Raw genomic sequence first — 18,828 nt, 5'->3', positions numbered from 1 at the left:
CGCTGGTCCTGAGAAAAAGTTCCGATCTCGATGGAACTAATGCGGGCAGACGGCGTTTAGGCGCCGGGATGGGCAACCAGACGAGGGTGCCGCTTGCGTTTTGTTGAGTCTGTTGTGAGCGGCTTGGGTTCTGGGAATACAAGGGCAAAATGAAGGATATGACGAAAGATATTCTAGCTGGCGCCGCGGGGAGGCGCCGGAACGGTTCTGGTGACGCCCTCGGGCCGAACTCCGAAATCGGACGCAAACTCAAACAATATTACGACGAGCTGGTCTCCGACGATGTGCCGGATCGCTTCGCCCAGTTGCTCAGCCAACTGGAACAGGCCGAACCCGCACAGAAGAAGGACTGAGGCATGGCAGCGGTCTCCCAAGGCTTCAAGACCGATTTGCTTGGGGCGATCCCGAGCTTGCGCGCCTTTGCCGTGTCGTTGACGCAGAATGCCGACAAAGCGGACGACCTCGTCCAGGAAACGCTGGTCAAGGCATGGGACAAGCATGAGAGCTTCCAGCCCGGCACCAATCTCAAGGCATGGCTTTTCACGATCCTGCGCAATGAATTCTATTCGCAGATGCGCAAACGCGGGCGCGAAGTGCAAGACAGCGACGGCATCATGACGGCCAGGCTTGCCGTTCATCCGGCCCAGCATGGCCAGCTCGATCTGAAGGATTTTCGCGGCGCCCTTGAACAATTGCCGGAGGACCAGCGCGAAGCCATCATCCTTATCGGTGCGTCGGGTTTCTCCTACGAGGAGGCGGCCGAGATTTGCGGTTGCGCGGTCGGGACGATCAAGAGCCGCGTCAGCCGGGCCCGCACGCGCCTGCAGGAGATCCTGAAAATATCGGGCGAAGACGAGTATGGTCCGGATGCGATTTCGGCCCAGGTAACGGGCTCGCCAGCCAGCTGACCCGCGATCGCCAGGCGCGGGTCGAAATCTTGTCTCAACCGGGAGCAGAACGTCCGCAGGCCGCCGCCACCGCCTGCACGAGGTCTTCGCCCGAATAGGGTTTGCCGACCAGCCTGACACCCGGAAACGATGCCTTGATTTCATCGGCATCCGAATAGCCCGACGCGAACACGAAAGGAACGCCCGCCGCGCGCAGCCCCGACGCGAAATCGAGTGTCGAGGCGCCGCCCAGCATGAGGTCGACGATGGCCGCATCGAATTGCAAGGCGACCTCCCGGCCATCGACCTCGGTCAGATCGCGCGCGATCACCACCTCACCGGCGCCGTGGTCACGGCAAAGCTGCTCGACATCCATGGCGATAAGAAATTCGTCCTCCAGGACGAGAATCCGCAATCCGTCGAGCAATGTGGGCACAGGCAAGGACTCCTTGAAACGCATAGACTCATGATCGCTAATCGGCGTGCTGTCATTTAAAAAAGACATGTGGCAGGCGGCGGAACCTCAATCCTTGCAACGCGTTGAAATGCAGCTCTTCCAAAGAGCGGGCTTTCGAAGAGGGGTCGAAATGTCAGCGCAGGACAATCGCGCTTTCTCCAGCCGCCAGTATCCTTGCGAGAACTGCCCGTTGCGGCCGCCGGCCGCTGATCTGACGAAGCGCTTTTTTTACTATGTCGGCGGACAGGGTGCGCGCGGACGCGTTTTCGGCTAGTTTGCCCCTGGTGTCGGAACCTTGAGACACGCGGCGCGTTTGAAACCAAGCAATCACAAGGAGTTAAGCAATGGCAACTGCCGCAGGAAAGACCGCAAACGACGCCCGTGCGAATGCGGACCTCGAAGCCGACATCAGGCAGCTGAAGGCCGATATCGACAAGCTCACCAAGCAGTTGGCCAAGACCGGGGAGCATGGCTATGGCACGGCCCGCCGCGCGGCCACCGAAGGGGTCGAGCAACTGCGTGCGCAAGGCGAAGCCGCCTTTGACAGTCTGCGCAGCAACGCCAAGGACATCGAAGCTCAGATGATGGCCAGCGTGCGCGAAAAGCCGGTGACGTCACTGGCGATCGCTGCCGGCGTCGGCTTCCTCTTCGCGCTCCTCGCGCGTCGCTAATCGCATCCTCGGATGGGAATGCTCGCATCCCTGATTTCCGGCCTGGCGTCGGGCGAAATCGTTGCCGCCATGCGCCGGGCGCGCACGGCGGCAATCGTCTATGGGATCGCCATAACGGCAGCGCTCTGTGGTCTCGGCTTTCTGGTCGGGGCAGCCTATATCTGGGCGGCGACGCGCTACGGGTCGCTTGCCGCCGCGCTAGGCTTTGGCGCCGGTTTCCTGGTGCTTGCCGGGCTGATCCTGCTGATTTACCTGATATCCGCGGGCTCGCGCGCTCGGCGCCGGGCGCAGCGCCGCAATGCCGACATGAAAGCAATCGGCATCACCGCCGCATTGGCTGTGCTGCCGATGCTGCTCAAGGGAAAGGGCGGTCTCGGTGTCATTCTGGGTCCGGCCGTGGCGCTCGCGGCTTACGCGATCTACCGCGAGAATGTGAAATCCGACGATCCAGATGAGAGCGAGCGGAAATAGGTCGTTTTCCTCTTTGACCAGGATTTCTGGACAAACGGAAACCGTTTGGCCGCGAAAACCAGGTTTCCACTTTTCGGGGATCATGGTCTGTCACTTCGACGGATCCTCCAGCGGCATCGATATTTCGGCAAACACGCCTTCCGGCCGGAACTCATGGGTCACTTCGCTGGAAATGACCTTGGCAAGGCCGCGGCGGATGAGGATCGAGCCGAAGCCGTGCCGCTCCGGCGGAGCGACTTGCGGGCCGCCGCTTTCGCGCCAGGTCAGCACAAGGCGTCGGGCACCCTTCCTGCCTCGCGTCCTCCAGTCGAGATCAACCTTGCCCGATGCCACCGACAGCGATCCATATTGCAGCGCATTGCTGCCCAGTTCATGCAGGATCAGGCCAAGACCGACAGCCTGGTCGGGCGACAGCAGCAAATCGTCGCCGGAGATCGTCATGCGCGGCTGCGCTGCCGTTTCGAAAGGCCTGACCTCGATCTTGACGAGTTCACGAATGCCGATGCCGCGCCACTCGCGGTCCGACAACAAATTGTGGGCGATGCCCAGGGCCTGAAGCCGGGCGCCGAAGGCTTCGAGGAATTCGCTCGGCTGGCGGGCATGGCGCACGGTCTGCGTCGCCAGTGCCTGGACCGTCGCCAACGTGTTCTTGACGCGGTGGTTGACCTCACGCAGCAGCAGCCGTTGCCGCTCGTCGCCAAGCTTGCGCTCTGATATGTCGTAGTTGACGCCGAAGATCAGCGTCGGCTTGCCGTCGCCGCCGCGCTCGATGACGCGGCCACGCGTGGCGAGCCAGCGTGGCGGATGAAAGCCCTTCACCCGGTATTCGCCGAAATAGTCGTCGCTGCCGGTCAAGACATCGCGAAAGCGGGTTTTGCTCTGATAGACGTCGCGCGGATCGATGGCGGTGAGGATGTCGCGTGCCCGCAGCCGGTTCGAGCGCGGCAGGTTGAACAGTTCCGACAGCAAGGCGTCGCATTCGATGATGTCGGTGCGGATGTCCCACGCCCAGCTGGCGAGCGACGCCGCATCGAGCGCGATGGCGCGCCGCTTTTCCTCACGCGCCAGTGCAGCCTCGGCGATGGCACCGCTGCGGGTGGCGTCCTTCAAGGTGAAAAGGCTGGCGGCGAGGCCGGCGAGCGCCTTCAACTGGTCGAGTTCGGCGCGGGATGGAAAGGCATGCGGCTTGCGATCGAGCACGCACAGCGTGCCGATGTGGGCACCTGCGGCGATCATCGGCGCGCCGGCATAGAAGCGGACATGTTGCTTGCCGGTGACCAGCGGGTTGGCCCTGAAACGGGGGTCCATCGTTGCGTCCGCGATCACAATCGGTTCGTTGCCGGCGGCAATCGCATGGGCGAAGAAGGAGGCGTCGGTCGCGGCTTCGGTCTCGTCCAGGCCGAAGCAGGATTTGAACCATTGCCGCCCATGGTCGACGAGCGTGACCAGGGCGATCGGCACCCGCATCACCGCCGCGGCAAGGCTGCTGATGCGGTCGAAATCCGGGTCGGCCGCAATATCCAGTATCTCCAGCCCATGCAGCACCGCCAGCCGGTCTTCGTCCTCGACCGCGCGCGCAACTTCGGCCGGCAAATCCGGCACTATCTCCGCCTTGCTATTCACCCAAGTCCCCAATGCCCGGTCTTCGTCTTCGCCCCGCGCTGTCTTCGTCGACCCGGAACCATCCTAGCGAGGAACCGTTACCTGACAATATTGTGCCGGACCCGTCACCTGGCGCAAAACGCGATAGGGACCGACCATGCCCAAGATCATTCCCGAAAACAAAGCGCGTCAGGGGCGATGGGGCTGGCACGGCCTGCGCATTTTGATTGCCGCGCTGTTGCTGGCCTTCGCCGCCTGGGGCATCGCCGAGATCTATGGTGAAATTGTCAAGACGCCGGCGACAGAGCAAGGAAGTGCGCCGAGCGGCTAGATTTTCGGGCTTCCTGGTTAGAGATCGCATCAGGCGGCCTTTGCCTCGGCGACGCTGGCCGGCACCAGCACATTCAGTGCGCCAGGGTGGATTTCGATCGTCGTTTCACGGTCGAGACGGACCAGTTCTCCATCCATCACGGCGCGAAACTTGCTGCTCCCCGAATGGATTTTCAGGACCGTTTTGCTCGCCTGATGGATTTCGACATGTTCGTTGTCGCGCCATTTGCCGCGCGCCATGTTGAAGAAGAATTTGACCAGTTCGGCGCGCTGCCGCGCCACCGTGACATAGACGCCAAGCACACCGCCCGCCGGGTTGTCGGCGTAGGGCAAGTGGCCTTCGCCGAACAGATTGTTGGTGATGCCGATGCCGGTAATGCGGGCCGCCATCTCGGCTTCGCCGATGCTGAGCGTCACGTTCATCGCCGGTGGATTTTTGATCGTCACCCAAGCCGCCCTGACCGAGGCACGGATCTTTCCCAGCCGCGAACCGAACTCCATTTTTTGGCGCAGTTGCACCATCTTCGCATGCATGCCGATCGAGAACTGGTGGATGAAGGGTCGGCCGTTGGCAGTCGCCATGTCAACCGCGATGATTTCGCCGTCGGCGAAGGATTTGAGCGCGGCATCGAGCGACTGCGGAATACCCAGCCCGCGTGCGAACAGGTTCATGGTGCCGGCCGGCAATATGGCGAGCGCCTTCTTCGTGCCCATTAGCCGAGCAGCCGCGGCGGAAATGGTCCCGTCGCCGCCACCGGCCAGCACGACATCGACGGAGCGGCGTGAAGCCGCGCCGTCGAGCGTTTCCACCACATCCTTGCCTGCGACAATCTCGATGCTGAGAGAGTGACCTGCCGTCTCCAGCGTCTGATGCATCCTGTCGGAGAAAGCGGCAAGGTCAGTTGTGCGTAAGGTGCCACCATCCCGGTTCAGCACCGCCGCGAATTTCATGCCCGCTCCCGTCATTAGGTTGGACCGGGACAGACCCAGCCGCAGGCTGAAACGCGGCGAAGCGGGAAAGGTTCCGCTCGAGAGCAATTGACATTCGCTCGGGTCGCTCTGCGACCAAGGTTACATCGCTCGGTGCTTTCTGGCACGGACGCCCGCGCTTTTTGTCGGAACAACAGCATGCTCACGACGTTGTGAAGCTGTAAAAGACGCCGCGTCCGATCTCCTTTTAGCGATGAGCGCGGCGTGCACGAAATCAGGCACGAGGAGAGAACATCATGACCCGCAACCTCTTAGCCACGACCGCACTCGCAGCGCTGGTCGCGACCGGGGCCTACGCGCAGAGTACGACAACCCCGGCACCTGCGGATGCACCTGCCGTACAGGAGCCGGCCGCTCCGGTAGTGCGCGCGGAAGGCAGCATCGTCACCAACATCGTCGGTGAATCCGTCTACAACGGCACCGGCGACGATGCCGAGAACATCGGCAAGGTCACTGACGTCGTCTTCGACAAGGATGGGCAGGCGAAATCCGTCATCATCGGCGTCGGCGGTTTTCTGGGTGTCGGAGCGAAGAACGTCGCTTTCGACTACGACAAGCTGCAATGGGCCGAAAAGAACGGCGACCGCTGGCTGGTTGCCCCGACGACCAAGGACGAGCTGACGGCGCAGGCAGAATTCGATAGCAAGCCTTACGCTCCTGCACCTGCCGCATCGACCGCGGCGCCAACAGCACCCGCGACGACGGATACCGCGCAAAAGCCTGTCGACATGAACGCCGCTCCGACGGAACCGGTGAAGCGCGCCGACGGCAACCTTGCCACCAACATCCTCGGCGAAACCGTCTACAACGGCACCGGCGATGACGCGCAGAACATCGGCAGCGTCAACGATATCGTTCTGACCAAGGAAGGCAAAGCGCAGTCCCTGATCATCGGCGTCGGCGGATTCCTCGGTATAGGGGCCAAGAACGTCGCCTATGATTTCAACAAGGCCAAATGGGCCGAGAAGAATGGCGATCGCTGGCTGGTGGCCCAGACCACCAAGGAAGAGCTGGAGGCGCAGCCGGATTTCGACCGCAAGGCCTATGATCCGCTACCGGCAACGACGGCTTCCAATGCGCCGCCAGCAACCGCACCGGCCGCCGCACCTTCTGCCACGACCGCTCCGGCGGACAAGACCGCGGCTGTTCCGACGGCTCCTGACCAGACACAGACCGCAGCCATCGACAAGTCCGCGCTGACCGAAATGCCGGTTGGTGAGATCCGCGCCGACGATCTGAAGGGCACCACCGTCTACGGTGCCAACGATGCCAAGGTCGGCGTGATCGGCGACGTCGTCTTGACCCCCGACAAAAAACCCGATGCCGTGATCGTCGATGTCGGCGGCTTCCTCGGCATTGGCGCGAAGGAAGTCGCGGTCGGTATGGATAATCTCAAATTCATGACCGACAAGGACGGCAACAAGTATCTCTACACGACCTTCACCAAGGAACAGCTCGAGGCTCAAACCGCCTATGAAAAGGGCAGCTATGCCGAGAAGCGCGATCAGCAGCGCATGATTGTGCGGTAGCTCGGTTCAGTCTTGAAGAAGGTCCGCCCCGGCAACGGCGCGGACCTTTTTCATGTCAGGCGCGGAGGGAGACCGGCGGCGCGGCCCGCAATTCCGTGCTCGGTGAGTTCGGCCAGTGCCAGCGACTGGTCGAGATGTTCGGCACGCCAGGCAAGCAGCCGTTCGGCAAACTCCAGCCGCACGGCGAGATGCTTTGGGGAGGCCGCGAGATTGTGCAGTTCGCCCGGATCGCTTTCCAGATCGAAGAGCAGCGGCGGCAGGCCACCACCGAAATGCACATATTTGAATCTTTTCGTGCGGATGACGGCGAGATTGCACTGGCGTGAGGCGATGCCGAAATGGCGTTCGGCCTCACCTTCGGCAACCGAGCGGAAGTCGAACTCCCAATGCGCGGCATCGCGCCAGGCTGCAGGGTTCTTGCCGTCCAGGAACGGCCTCAGCGAATGGCCGTCGAGGTGCGGCGCGGGATCCTCGCCGAGCAGGTCGAGAAGCGTCGGCACTAGGTCCACCGCTTCGGAGAAGCGGTCGACGCTGCCGCCGGCCGCCTTGCGGTGTCGCGGATCGCGGACGATCAGCGGAATGTGGTAGCTGCCGTCGAAGTAGCCGCCCTTGCCCAGCATGAAATGGTCGCCCATCATCTCGGCATGGTCCGATGTCAGCACGATGATGGTGTCGTCCCACGCGCCCGCGGCCTTGACCGCTTGCCAGACGCGGCCGAGCTGCGCGTCGACCTCGGAGATCATGCCGTAATAGATCGCGCGGAGGCGGCGAAAGTCTTCATTGCTCCAGTCATGCACCATGCCACTGGCGTCGGGACGGAACTTGGCCTGCTTCTGCCGGCCGAGGTCATAGGCGAGATAGGGATGGCTTTCCGCCTCTGTCTGCCAGCTTGCCGCGCGCTGGAAGGCGGGACCGTCTGCTGATTCATACAGCGTGTTGTAGGGCTCCGGTACGATGAAGGGCGGGTGCGGGCTGATGAAGGACAGATGCGCGAACCAAGGTGATGCGTGCTCCTGCTCGCCGAGCCAGCGCGTGAATTCGCGGGTCAGGAACGCGGCCGGCGTTTCGTCCTCGGAATAGATGGGCGGCGCGTTGCTGACGCCGGCACCGGCCTTGCCGTCGGTCACCGGGCGGTGGATGTCGGGAGATCCGGCGCTGGTGTCGATACCTCGCTGCTTCAGCCAGGACAGCCACTGCTTCTGATGCTCAGGCAGCAACTGGCGCACCGTAAAGCCCGGCAGCACGCCTTCATAGCTTTGCAGCCGAGGGTCGCCCGGCGCCAGCAAACGTGGATCGAGCGACACGTCGGTGTAGCCGAACAGCGTCGGATCATAGCCAAGGCCGCGGGCATGCAGCGCGATGTTGCCGTGACGGGCGTCGAGCGGCGTCCCATTGCGGCAGACGCGGTTGTTCATCTGGTAGAGGCCGGTGTAGAGGCACGCGCGAGCCGGCGAGCAGGGCGCAGCACCACCATAGTGCCGCTTGAACAGCACTCCCTCCGCGGCGAGCGCATCGGCATTCGGCGTCTTCACAAGCGGATGGCCCGCGGCCGACAGACAATCGCCGCGCCACTGGTCGCATGTGATCAGCAGAATGTTAGGCCGCCTGGCTTTTCCAGTCATTCGCGATACCCTTGTCGCTGGATGGTCGAACGCCGCTCATGGAACCGAATTCCGGCGACGGCGCAAGTTTGTCTCGCGAGTCATTTGGTGAACAAACCTCTTTCCTTTGTTCACTTTTACAGCACAGTCCATTCTGTGTTTGCCGTCTTTGCCCAAAGCGCTCGCATCCTCATATTGGCGTGGACAGCGGCGAGGCCGCACAAGCACCAAGAGAAGGAGCAAGACAATGCTCGACCAGATCAAGGGCCTGCATCACGTCACATCGATGGCCAGGGATGCCCGGCAGAACAATGAGTTCTTCACCCAAAAGCTTGGCCAGCGCCGGGTCAAGAAGACCGTCAATTTCGACGCGCCCGATGTCTACCACCTCTACTATGGCGACGAGTCCGGGACGCCCGGTTCGGTGATGACCTATTTCCCGTTCCCCAACATCGGCAAAGGCCGTCATGGCGTCGGCGAAGTCGGCACCACGGTCTATTCGGTGCCCGAAGGTACGCTTGCCTACTGGGAAAAGCGTTTTGCCGATGAAGGCGTCACCGGCGTGTCGCGCGAAGAGGCATTCGGCGAGAAGCGTCTGGCCTTTGCTGGTCCCGATGGCGACGGTTTCGCGCTGGTCGAGGACAAGGCAGACGGCAGAGCGCCATGGGCGAAAGGCGGCATCCCCGTTGATGAGGCGATCCGCGGCTTCCATTCCGTGTCGCTCCGGCTGAAGGATGGCGGCGCTACCGAGGAGCTTTTGAAATTCATGGGCTACGAGGAGATCGAGAAATCAGGCAATGTCAGGCGGCTCGCTGTGAAGAACGGCAACGGCGCCGACGTCGTCGATATCGAATCGCTGCCGACCACGGCCTTCGCCGATCTCGGCGCTGGCTCCGTCCACCATGTCGCCTTCGCCGTCGAGAACCGCGCCAAGCAGCTCGAAGTGCGCAAGGCGTTGATGGACACTGGCTATGGAGTGACGCCGGTGATCGACCGCGATTATTTCTGGGCAATCTATTTCCGCACGCCGGGTGGCGTGCTGTTCGAAGTCGCCACCAACGAGCCGGGTTTCGATCGCGATGAGGATACCGCTCATCTCGGCGAGGCGCTGAAGCTGCCGACGCAGCACCAGCACCTGCGACCCTATCTCGAACAGCATCTGCAGAAGCTGGAAGGCTAGACCATGAGCAAGGACGCGTACATCCACAAGCTGCTGCCCGGTTCGCCGGGCGGTCCGCTGCTGTTCGTCTTCCATGGCACGGGGGCCGATGAGAACCAGCTTCTGTCGCTGGGGCGCGATCTCGCGCCGCGGGCAACCATCATCTCGCCGCGCGGCGATGTGTCGGAACAAGGTGCCGCGCGCTTCTTTCGTCGCACTGGCGAAGGCGTCTACGACATGGACGATCTGGCGCGGGCGACGGACAAGATGGCGGGCTTCGTCAAGGCGCATGTCGAGGCGGCGAAGCCATCGGCCGCGCTCGGCCTCGGCTACTCCAACGGCGCCAATATCCTGGCCTCGGTGGTGTTTGCGGCGCCGGCGCAGTTCGACGCTTCGGTGCTGATGCATCCGCTGATCCCGTTCGAACCGGAGGTCAAGGGCAGCCTTGCCGGCCGTCACATTCTCGTGACCGCCGGCAAGCGCGATCCGATCAGCCCGCCGAACCTGACGACGCGGCTCGAAGCCTATTTGCGTGCCGATGGCGCCGATGTCACAGTGGAGTGGCATGAAGGCGGGCACGAGGTGCGGCCAAACGAGATCGAGGCGGCACGGCGGCTCTTTGCCGGTGCTGCCCAAGGAGTATAGCGATGCCGGATCAACTGCCTGAGATCGAACTGGAGGATCGCGGTTCCAAGGGTCGCTACGTCCTTCGCGGGCCCGGTGGCGCCGAAGCAGAGATGACCTTCACCAAGATCGGCGAGCACCAGATCATCATCGATCACACAGAGGTACCAGACGCGTTTCGCGGCCAGGGTGCCGGGCTTCGGCTCGTCACCCGCGCCGTCGAGGATGCGCGCGCGGCGGGGAAAAAGATCATTCCGCTCTGCCCGTTCGCCAACGCCCAATTCCGCCGCCACAAGGAATGGGCCGACGTGCTGAAGCAGTAGGGATTTTGGCGTTCGCAAACGGCGCGGCAGGCGGCTGCGGTCTCACCGGGGTGGCTTTGGCATTTGCCCGGGTGGCGCATCCTGCCTAAGTAGATATGATCTATCGCAGCCACCTTGCCGACAAACGAATCGAATGATCCCCCATGACCGAAACCGACCTCGTTCCCGTCTTCGACGGCCACAACGATACGTTGCTCAGACTCTATCAGTCGAAAGACACCGACGTCGAAAAGCTGTTCATAGAGGGGAAATCAGGCGGCCATATCGACCTGCCGCGTGCCAAGGCCGGTGGCTTTGCCGGCGGGATGTTCGCCGTCTTTCCGCCGCCTGTCGAGAAATCCAGGCGCAGCGCCGTGCCCTTGGCGCCGAGCCATGCCGAGCCGCTGCCGCCCGAGGTTCCGCGCAATGACGCGCTGACCTCGACGATTGCGATGGCCTCGATCCTATTCCGGCTGGAACGGGCCGGAGCGCTCACCGTCTGCCGCAGCGCCGGCGACGTGCGCAACGCCATGGCGCAAGGCTCGATCGCGGCGGTGTTCCACATCGAAGGGGTCGAGGCGATCGATCCCGAACTCACCATGCTCGACGTGCTGCACGCCGCCGGCTTGCGCTCGCTCGGCATCGTCTGGAGCCGGCCCAATGCCTTCGGTCACGGCGTGCCGTTCCGCTTTCCGTCCTCGCCCGACACCGGGCCCGGCCTGACCGATGCCGGCAAGGCGCTGGTCAAGGCCTGCAACCAGCTGAAGATCATGGTCGACCTGTCGCATCTCAACGAGAAGGGCTTTCGCGATGTCGCCGCGCTCAGCGATGCGCCGCTGGTCGCCACCCATTCCAACGTGCATGCGATCTGCGGTCATTCGCGCAATCTCACCGACTGGCAGCTCGGCGCGATCCGTGAGTCCGGCGGCATGGTCGGGCTGAATTTCGCCACCGGCTTCTTGCGCGAGGACGGGCGCATGAATGCCGACACCAGCCTCGACATCATGGTGCGCCACGTCGATTCCCTGCTGCAGGCGCTGGGGGAAGATGGCGTCGGCCTCGGCTCCGATTTCGACGGCGCCATGATCCCGGCCGTGATCGGCGACGTTGCCGGCCTGCCGAAGCTGCTCGATGCATTGGCCGCGCGTGGCTTCGGCCGCGCGCTGATCGAGAAGATCGCCTATCGCAACTGGCTCAACATGCTGGAAAAAACGATAGGTTAGGACGACCTATTGGAAGCCCATGCGCTTAAGCCAGTCCCTGCCGACGCCGCGAACGCGGATGATCGGCAGCGGATCTTCCGAATCGAGCCGTGCGCAGATGCGGTAGACTTCGAGTGTCTCGGCGTTCATCTCGTCGCGCTTGTAGAAAAACATGGCCGCGGCATAGCGCGTGCGGCCTGACCATTTTTCGCCGAGCGGCGTGTTGACCAGCTCCCACTGTTCGGCTGCTTCCCCGTCTCCATCCAGCTTGTCGGCTTCGTCGGTCATGATCAGAAGTCCGCCGGCGGGTTGGCAGTGCGGCGGTCGAGCTTGACGAACGGCCGCGCCACCACCTTGGCTCGCTTCATCAGCTTCTGATACCGCAGCTCGCGCATCGCGTAAATCTCAACCCAGAGATCCTCGACCATGGTATCACCATATGGCCGCGCCAGCGAGGCGATGGCGATGTTGCGCTTGGCCATCGGCGACCACATGGCGGCGCTGACAAGGCCGACCTCCTGAGTCTTCTTGTGGTAGACGATGGCCTGTTCGGCCGGGATGTTGCCTTCGATCTCCAGCCCGACCAGTACATAACGCAATTTGCGTTTCGCTCTCGCCTCGAGGATGGCGCGGCGGCCGTTGAAATGGCCCTTTTCCAGATCGATCATGAAGCCAAGCCCGATCTCGTCGGGCATGCGCAAGCGGTCTGTGCGGATGGCGTGCTCGGCTGTGGTGAAATCCGTATTGGCAACGATCAGCCCGGCCTCGAGACGCGCGCGGTTGAGCGCGGTGTAACCGATAGCGCGAATGCCGCGCGGTTCGCCCGCAATCATCAACCGGTCCCACAGGCTCAGCGCTTTGCCGTTCGGCACGAACAGTTCGTAACCGAGATCGCCGGTGAAGCCGGTGCGCGAAATGCTGACGGCACCGCCATCATGCGGGAAGTCGGCGAGGTCGAATATTTTCAGCCGCTCGACGCCGGCGAAGCCGGCATCGCGCAACACGGCAAAGGAGGTCGGGCCTTGCAAAGCGAGGCCAGCGACGGCCTCGGTTTCTTCCTCGACCGTGACGTTGAATCCAATGGCGCTGTCGAGCAGCCACGGCAGGTGCCGCTCCTGCGAACAGAGGCGGAAGTGGGTCGGCGACAGCCTAAACAGCGTGCCGTCGTCGAGGACAAAGCCCTCATCGTCGCACCAGGCGGTGTAGTGGACGCGGCCGGGCTTGAGCTTGGTGACGTCGCGCAGCGTGACACGATCGAGCAAGGCTTCGGCGTCCGGACCCTCGATCCGATATTTGGTCATCGGCGAAATGTCGAACAGCGCCGCCTGGCTGCGGATGGCGAAATATTCGAGCTCCTCGTCCCACAGCGAATGCGGGGCGCGGTAGCCGGCCCAATTGTACCAGTCCTGGGTTCTGGCCAGCGCATCGATGCGCGGCTGGAACGGCGTGCCCAGACGCAGCGTGCGGAAATGAGCCTGTGCGGCTGCTCGATCGGAAGCGGCTGCACCGGCTGTCTTTGCCATGGGCTTCTTTCTGTTTGCCTGAACCATGGCCTATCCCTTCATCGCAATGATTCGCCGCGCGGCGTTGAGGCCAGGAGCGCCGGAAACGCCGCCGCCGGGATGCGAGCCGGCGCCAGCCAGGAACAGCCCTTCGACCGGCGTATCGTAGCCGGACCAGCCGGACACGGGGCGCGAGACCAGCATCTGATCGGCCTGCAATTCGCCGTGATGCCAGTGGCCGCCCGGCATGCGGTAGCGCGTCTCGATGTCGGCCGGCGTCAGAAGCTCGGCATGGACCACGATCTTGCCGATACCAGGCGCGTGAGACTCGAGCTGCGTCATGATCGCCTTGAGGAATTTCGGCTTGCCGGCAGCCCAGCCCTCCTTCAGCGCATAGGGCGCATATTGCGCCACCGCGGACAGCACGCAGGCGCCGTTGGGCGCGAGCGATGGGTCAGCGACGCTGGGTAGCGTGATCTCCATCACCGGCTCGGGCGAGAACTCGCCATATTTGCAGGGATTGAAGGCGCGCTCGACGTGATCGGGCGAGGGGGCGATAACCAGCCGGCCCTTGTGGCCGGCGGCATCGACGCCGCCGAATTGCGGCGGCCGGTCGAGTGCCAGATTGAGCTTGGCCGCATCGCCCTTCATGCGGATGCTCTTCACCTTGCGGACGAAGCCGGTGTCGATCTCGCGCGGTCCGACAAGGTCGAGGAAGGTGGTGGCCGGATTGATGGCGGAGACGATCGTTCTCGCGCGCAGCACCTCGCCATTTTCGAGCGCGACACCGACGGCGCGACCTCTCTCGACGATGATTTTTGCTACGGGCGCCGATGTGCGGATTTCGACGCCAGCCTTCTCCGCCGAGGCACGGATGGCGACGATAACCGCGTCCATGCCACCTTGCGGCAGGACCTGCGCGCCGGCTGTACCGCCCGCCTCGCCGGCGAGGCGATAGTAAAGGCCGAGCAATGAGGTCGGCGAGCGCGGGCCGAGGTGACTGCCAAGCGTCGCATCGAAGGCGAGCAGGCCTTTCAGCCTGATATCGGCAAGCTGCTCGTCGAGCAGGTCGGCGACGTTCATCAGCAGCACGCGCAGGAAGTCGCGCATGTCTTCCTTGCCGAGCTTTTTCAGCGCCAGCGCGACCTGGCCGAGTGAAGCGGTCTCGATCAGCGACATGCCGGCGAGATCGGGCGGCCGGCGGGAGAGGAACGGTTTCAATATGCCGGCATAGCGCAGCAGCTGGGCGCGCAGGTCCTTCCAGGCCGATTGCTCGGAGGGACTGGCGCCGGTCAGCACCTCGCCATACGCGCCATGCAGGACAAGCGACGGGCCGTCCTTCGACAGCGCCACCGACGGCATGAAGTCGGTGCGGGCGACCCGCAGCCCGTGCATTTCCAACTCCAGCGTCTTCACCACATCGGGATGCAGCCGGTTCAGCAGATGGGCGATCGAAGAGACCCGAAAGCCCGGTGCGAATTCCTCGGTGCGTGCGGCGCCGCCGACCTCGCTTCCAGCTTCCAGCACGAGCACCTTGCGGCCGGCTTTCGCCAGCGTGGCAGCGGCGATGAGGCCGTTGTGGCCACCGCCAATGACGATTGCATCAAATGACGTCATGGGCCGGGCTCATGTGGGAGGTCGACTTGGCAAGATCGCGCAGGATTTCCGCCGCTGCATTGCGGCCGGGCGCGCCCATGACGCCGCCGCCGGGATGGGTCGAGGAGCCGCACATATAGAGCCCACTGAGCGGCGAACGGTATTGCGCGTAGCCCGGCACCGGCCGGTTGAACAGCAGCTGGTCGAAGGTCAGTTCGCCCTGGAAGATGTTGCCCTCGGTGAGGCCGACTTCCGCTTCGATCTCGCGCGGCGTACGCACCTCCATGTGGACGATGCGGTCGCGAAAGCCAGGCGAGTATTCAGCGATCTGCGAAATCACGCTTTCGGCGAAACCGTCGCGGTCGGCATCTGTCCATTCGCGGCCGTTCACCTTTGGCGGCGCGTATTGCACGAAGCAGCTCATGAAATGCTTGCCGGGCGGCGCCATGGTCGGGTCGAGTGTCGTCGGGATGACCATGTCGAGGAACGGATCGGCCGACCAGCGGCCGTCCTTCCAGTCGTCATAGGCGCGCTCCATGCGCTCAATCGAATCGGTGAAATGCATGTCACCGCGATAGACCGGCGAGTCCTTCGGCAGCGCCGGGAATTCCGGCAGCGAATCGAGCGCGATGTTGACCTTGCCGGAGGAGCCGCGGATCTTGAAGTTCCTGACCCGGCGCAGGAAAATGTCGGGCAGTTCCTTTTCCTCGACAAGTTTCAGGAAGGTGCGCTTGACGTCGGCGTTGGAGACGACGAGCTTGCCGTAAATCTCCTCGCCGCCGGCCAGCACGACGCCCCTGGCCTTGCCGCGCTGGACGAGCACATGGTCGACCTCGGCGCCGGTGCGGATGGTTCCACCGGACGCCTTGAACGACGCGGCCAGTGCCTTGGTCACCGCGCCCATGCCGCCGCGCGCATAGCCCCAGGCGCCGATGGAACCGTCGACCTCGCCCATATAGTGGTGCAGCAGCACGTAAGCCGTGCCCGGTGACATCGGCCCGAGTGCGGTTCCGATGATGCCAGACAAAGCGAAGTTCGCCTTGATGACATCGGTCTCGAAATACTCGTCGAGAAACTCGGAGATCGACATGGTCCAGAAGCGCAGCGTCAGCGCTATTTCCTCAGTCGACAGATCGGCGAATTTCTTGCCGAGATAGAGCAGTTCTCCGATGTCGCGGGGCCGCAGGCTGGTCGGATCGGGGGCAGTGCGCATCAACAGCGGCTGGATAAAGCGGCACTGTCGCGTCACGTCGCGGGCGTAGCGGTCGTAGGCTTCGGCATCGCGCTTGGAAAAGCGGGCGAACTCGCGCCGGTGCGCGTCGTGGTCTCGGTAGTTGGCGAGGTAGTCGCCGTCGCGAGTGAACACCGCGCCGCCTTCGTAGGAGATGACCTGCAGGCCGAAGCGCGGCAGTTCGAGGTCGCGCATGATCTCCGGCCGGAACAGCGAACAGACATAGGAGCAGTTGGAGTAGAGGAAGCCCGGCGTCAGTTCCCTGCTGGTGGCGGCGCCGCCGACCCAGTCGTTCTTCTCGACCACCAGCACGTCGAGGCCCGCGCGCTGCAGGTAGCAGGCGTTGACGAGGCCGTTATGTCCGCCGCCGATGATGATCGCATCCCAAGCTTTCATTTTGGCCCAGTTCTCGTGTGCGACCCGCGCTCATTTTTGCGTGATCTGTTCCCGAATGCGCGGAATTTGGCACGAGGGTAGCCATTCTGTCCAGCCGTACTGAATGAATGTTCAACAAATGATATTGCGTTTTCGCTGCCATGCGTTACGCTTTGCCGGCGTTCTAAAGTTCTGAAATCGGCTGACGAGGACGACATCCGATGATCGAAACGGCAGATAGCGGCCGCAGCCTATGTCGACAACAACATACGAACCTGGGAAGCGATGCAGAAGATGCTTGACAGTGGTGAGCACCGTCCCACTCATCTTCGCGGTCGAAAGCCGGTTGGATAGCCGGCGATGCTGGAGACCATCGGACCCATGAAGACAGCAGTCGCCAGGGAAGCCCTCCTTGATTCGGTGCGGAAAAGCGAGGCTGAAAAGCGCGGACGCAAGGCCTCGAAGGAGGTCAGGCAGCTTCAGCTCATCGAAGCGACAATCGATTCCCTGGCCAAGCGCGGCTATTCGGAAACGACGATGGCCGATGTCGCCGACGGCGCCGGCCTGTCGCGCGGCATCGTCAATTTCCATTTCGAGAGCAAGGAAAAGCTGCTGATCGCGACCTTGCAGCATATGTATGACGAGTACTCGGCGCATTGGCGCAATGCCTTGCAGAAGGCAGGCGATGACCCCGCCCATCAGCTTCACGCTCTGGTCTCCGCCGATTTCGACCGTTCGATCTGTAACAAGCGCAAGCTGGCCGCATGGTGCGCGTTCTGGGGCGAGGCCAAGTCGCGGCCGACCTATCAGGCGCTGAGCAGCGCCCGCGACGCCGTCTATCAGACCATCTTCATCGACCTGTGCGTGACACTCAAGCAGAGCGGCGACTATGCCTATGAGCCGCAGGTCATGGCCCTGGCGCTCAGCGCCATGCTCGAAGGGCTGTGGCTACGGCTGATGATGGGGACCGAGGACACCACCCGCGAGACCGCCTTGCAGGCGGCCAATGAATTCCTGTCGGCGGCATTCCCGAAACACTACCCGCTGAAGGACGCGACGAAACCATAAGAAAATCAGGACGCAGAGGATGGAACAGCAATGAAGACATTGGCTCGACGGCTGACATTGACCTTGGCGCTGGCTGGAACGCTGGCGGCATCGGCCGCGGCACTTGCGGTCGCAGCCGACAAGGACCTGATCGTGTTCGACTGGTCCGGCTACGAGGACCCCAGCTTCCATCCGAAATATGTCGAGAAGAACGGCGACTCGCCGACCTTCGCCTTCTTCGGCGACGAGGACGAGGCGTTCGAAAAGGTGCGCTCCGGCTTCAAGGCCGATCTCGGCCATCCCTGCTCGCAGAGCGTGGTTAAATGGCGCGAAGCGGGCCTGCTCCAGCCGCTCGACACGTCGAAGATCACGGGCTGGAAAGATCTCAATCCCGGCATCATGGCGATGAAGGATCTTGCCACCACGCCGGATGGCAAGGCGTGGTTCATGCCCTGGGACTGGGGCAATACCCAACTCACCTACAATACCTCCAAGATCGACGCCAAGGACGCGCAATCGCTGAAGGCTTTTGCCGATCCCAAATTCAAGGGCAAGGTGTCGATCGGCGACAATGTCGACGACGCCTATGCGCTGGCCAGCCTCGCCATCGGCCTCGGGGACTGGACCAAGATGACCGACGAGCAGTTCAAGCAGGCGTCGGATTTCCTGCGCCAGGTGCACAAGAACGTCCGCTCCTACTGGACCGACACCACCGAAGACGTTCCGCTGTTGAGCGGCGGGGAGGTGGCCCGCGCCTGGGCCTGGAATGACGCAACCGTGCAGTCGGTGGCAGCCGGCGTGCCGATCATGGCGAAGAAGGACACCGACGAAGGCATCTCGACCTGGGTCTGCGGCTATGTGCTGTTCAAGGACGTGCCCGGAAACGTCGACAAAGCCTATGATTATCTGAACGCGGTCAACGATCCGGAGACGGCCAAGGTGCTGGTCAAGGACTGGGGCTATGGCCAGGCCAACGCCAAGGGCATGGCCGGCGTCGACCAGGCGGCGCTGAAGGAAAAGGGCTATGACGATGTGCAGAAATTCGTCGACAAGACGCTGTTCCAATCGCCGGTGCCGTCGGACCTCAAGCTCAAGATGATCGCCGAGTTCGAGAAGATCAAAGCCGGTTACTAGTACCTGTGCACAGAGGATTCGACGGGTTGGATGGGTTGTAGCCGGGGCAGGCTATCGGGTTTGACGAGCAGTTCGATGCTGCGCGCGAGGCCGGGTTGCCTGCGGATCAACCCGCCGC

The 18,828-nt window shown here is 62.9% G+C and carries 20 protein-coding genes; 12 read left to right on the top strand and 8 right to left on the bottom strand.

Annotated elements, in window-relative coordinates; all coding sequences use genetic code 11:
* Positions 1-149: 149 nt before the first annotated feature.
* Positions 150-353 carry a NepR family anti-sigma factor gene (locus NKG99_RS26285; RefSeq protein WP_352871872.1) on the top strand — a complete coding sequence of 68 codons (204 nt, stop codon included), beginning with the start codon at positions 150-152 and terminating at the stop codon, positions 351-353.
* 3 nt (positions 354-356) lie between these two features.
* Positions 357-908: a sigma-70 family RNA polymerase sigma factor gene (locus tag NKG99_RS26280; RefSeq protein WP_027037058.1), complete on the top strand. Its 552-nt coding sequence runs from the start codon at positions 357-359 to the stop codon at positions 906-908.
* 34 nt (positions 909-942) lie between these two features.
* Here NKG99_RS26280 and NKG99_RS26275 read toward each other — a convergent pair whose 3' ends face one another.
* Positions 943-1,347, bottom strand: a complete 405-nt coding sequence (locus NKG99_RS26275) for a response regulator (protein WP_502910878.1) — start codon at positions 1,345-1,347, stop codon at positions 943-945.
* A gap of 341 nt (positions 1,348-1,688) precedes the next feature.
* Between NKG99_RS26275 and NKG99_RS26270 the strand changes: the two genes are divergently transcribed.
* On the top strand, positions 1,689-2,015 hold the full coding sequence (locus NKG99_RS26270; RefSeq protein ID WP_352654111.1) for an ElaB/YgaM/YqjD family protein: 327 nt from the start codon (positions 1,689-1,691) through the stop codon (positions 2,013-2,015).
* A 12-nt stretch (positions 2,016-2,027) separates the two neighbouring features.
* Positions 2,028-2,486 carry a hypothetical protein gene (locus NKG99_RS26265; RefSeq protein WP_352871868.1) on the top strand — a complete coding sequence of 153 codons (459 nt, stop codon included), beginning with the start codon at positions 2,028-2,030 and terminating at the stop codon, positions 2,484-2,486.
* Between the two features lie 90 nt (positions 2,487-2,576).
* On the opposite strand, the gene NKG99_RS26260 is transcribed toward NKG99_RS26265, so the two are convergent.
* Positions 2,577-4,109, bottom strand: coding sequence for a sensor histidine kinase (locus tag NKG99_RS26260; protein WP_352871866.1), 1,533 nt, complete (start codon positions 4,107-4,109; stop codon positions 2,577-2,579).
* 136 nt (positions 4,110-4,245) lie between these two features.
* On the opposite strand from NKG99_RS26260, the gene NKG99_RS26255 reads away from it, so the two are divergent.
* The gene (locus NKG99_RS26255; RefSeq protein WP_023757374.1) at positions 4,246-4,419 is read left to right on the top strand and encodes a hypothetical protein; all 174 of its coding nucleotides are present in this window, start codon (positions 4,246-4,248) and stop codon (positions 4,417-4,419) included.
* Between the two features lie 29 nt (positions 4,420-4,448).
* Here NKG99_RS26255 and NKG99_RS26250 read toward each other — a convergent pair whose 3' ends face one another.
* Entirely contained in the window at positions 4,449-5,369 is a 921-nt protein-coding gene (locus NKG99_RS26250) for a diacylglycerol/lipid kinase family protein (protein WP_352871863.1), read from the bottom strand.
* A 275-nt stretch (positions 5,370-5,644) separates the two neighbouring features.
* Here NKG99_RS26250 and NKG99_RS26245 point away from each other — a divergent pair, with 275 nt between their 5' ends.
* Positions 5,645-6,937: a PRC-barrel domain-containing protein gene (locus tag NKG99_RS26245; protein ID WP_352871861.1), complete on the top strand. Its 1,293-nt coding sequence runs from the start codon at positions 5,645-5,647 to the stop codon at positions 6,935-6,937.
* 50 nt (positions 6,938-6,987) lie between these two features.
* Here the strand turns inward: NKG99_RS26245 and NKG99_RS26240 are convergent, their stop codons facing one another.
* The gene (locus tag NKG99_RS26240; protein WP_352871859.1) at positions 6,988-8,559 is read right to left on the bottom strand and encodes an alkaline phosphatase family protein; all 1,572 of its coding nucleotides are present in this window, start codon (positions 8,557-8,559) and stop codon (positions 6,988-6,990) included.
* A gap of 226 nt (positions 8,560-8,785) precedes the next feature.
* On the opposite strand from NKG99_RS26240, the gene NKG99_RS26235 reads away from it, so the two are divergent.
* From NKG99_RS26235 to NKG99_RS26220, 4 genes are all read left to right on the top strand, one after another.
* The gene (locus NKG99_RS26235) at positions 8,786-9,718 is read left to right on the top strand and encodes a VOC family protein (RefSeq protein WP_352871857.1); all 933 of its coding nucleotides are present in this window, start codon (positions 8,786-8,788) and stop codon (positions 9,716-9,718) included.
* A gap of 3 nt (positions 9,719-9,721) precedes the next feature.
* Positions 9,722-10,342 (top strand): alpha/beta hydrolase, encoded by a 621-nt coding sequence (locus tag NKG99_RS26230; protein WP_352871855.1) that lies wholly within the window; start codon positions 9,722-9,724, stop codon positions 10,340-10,342.
* A 2-nt stretch (positions 10,343-10,344) separates the two neighbouring features.
* Positions 10,345-10,644 (top strand): GNAT family N-acetyltransferase, encoded by a 300-nt coding sequence (locus NKG99_RS26225; protein ID WP_023763762.1) that lies wholly within the window; start codon positions 10,345-10,347, stop codon positions 10,642-10,644.
* Positions 10,645-10,787: 143 nt separating this feature from the next.
* Entirely contained in the window at positions 10,788-11,846 is a 1,059-nt protein-coding gene (locus tag NKG99_RS26220) for a dipeptidase (protein ID WP_352871853.1), read from the top strand.
* 6 nt (positions 11,847-11,852) lie between these two features.
* Here NKG99_RS26220 and NKG99_RS26215 read toward each other — a convergent pair whose 3' ends face one another.
* Genes NKG99_RS26215 through NKG99_RS26200 form a run of 4 tightly spaced genes read right to left on the bottom strand, consistent with a single transcriptional unit; the run spans position 11,853 to position 16,550 of the window.
* Positions 11,853-12,113, bottom strand: a complete 261-nt coding sequence (locus NKG99_RS26215; RefSeq protein ID WP_352871851.1) for a hypothetical protein — start codon at positions 12,111-12,113, stop codon at positions 11,853-11,855.
* 2 nt (positions 12,114-12,115) lie between these two features.
* Complete coding sequence (locus tag NKG99_RS26210; protein WP_502910877.1) at positions 12,116-13,375, bottom strand: aminomethyl transferase family protein; 1,260 nt, start codon at positions 13,373-13,375, stop codon at positions 12,116-12,118.
* Positions 13,376-13,378: 3 nt separating this feature from the next.
* On the bottom strand, positions 13,379-14,944 hold the full coding sequence (locus NKG99_RS26205) for a phytoene desaturase family protein (RefSeq protein ID WP_352871847.1): 1,566 nt from the start codon (positions 14,942-14,944) through the stop codon (positions 13,379-13,381).
* The gene (locus tag NKG99_RS26200; protein WP_352871845.1) at positions 14,931-16,550 is read right to left on the bottom strand and encodes a phytoene desaturase family protein; all 1,620 of its coding nucleotides are present in this window, start codon (positions 16,548-16,550) and stop codon (positions 14,931-14,933) included. Before NKG99_RS26200 ends, NKG99_RS26205 begins: the two co-directional genes overlap by 14 nt.
* A 339-nt stretch (positions 16,551-16,889) precedes the next feature.
* On the opposite strand from NKG99_RS26200, the gene betI reads away from it, so the two are divergent.
* Positions 16,890-17,597, top strand: a complete 708-nt coding sequence (gene betI, locus NKG99_RS26195; RefSeq protein WP_352871842.1) for a transcriptional regulator BetI — start codon at positions 16,890-16,892, stop codon at positions 17,595-17,597.
* Between the two features lie 30 nt (positions 17,598-17,627).
* A complete protein-coding gene (locus NKG99_RS26190; protein WP_352871840.1) occupies positions 17,628-18,710 on the top strand; it encodes an ABC transporter substrate-binding protein in 1,083 nt (360 codons plus the stop codon).
* Positions 18,711-18,828 lie beyond the last annotated feature (118 nt).

The sequence above is a fragment of the Mesorhizobium sp. M1409 genome (assembly GCF_040317535.1).
Taxonomy (GTDB): domain Bacteria; phylum Pseudomonadota; class Alphaproteobacteria; order Rhizobiales; family Rhizobiaceae; genus Mesorhizobium.
This window is presented reverse-complemented; position numbering and strand designations above follow the sequence as displayed.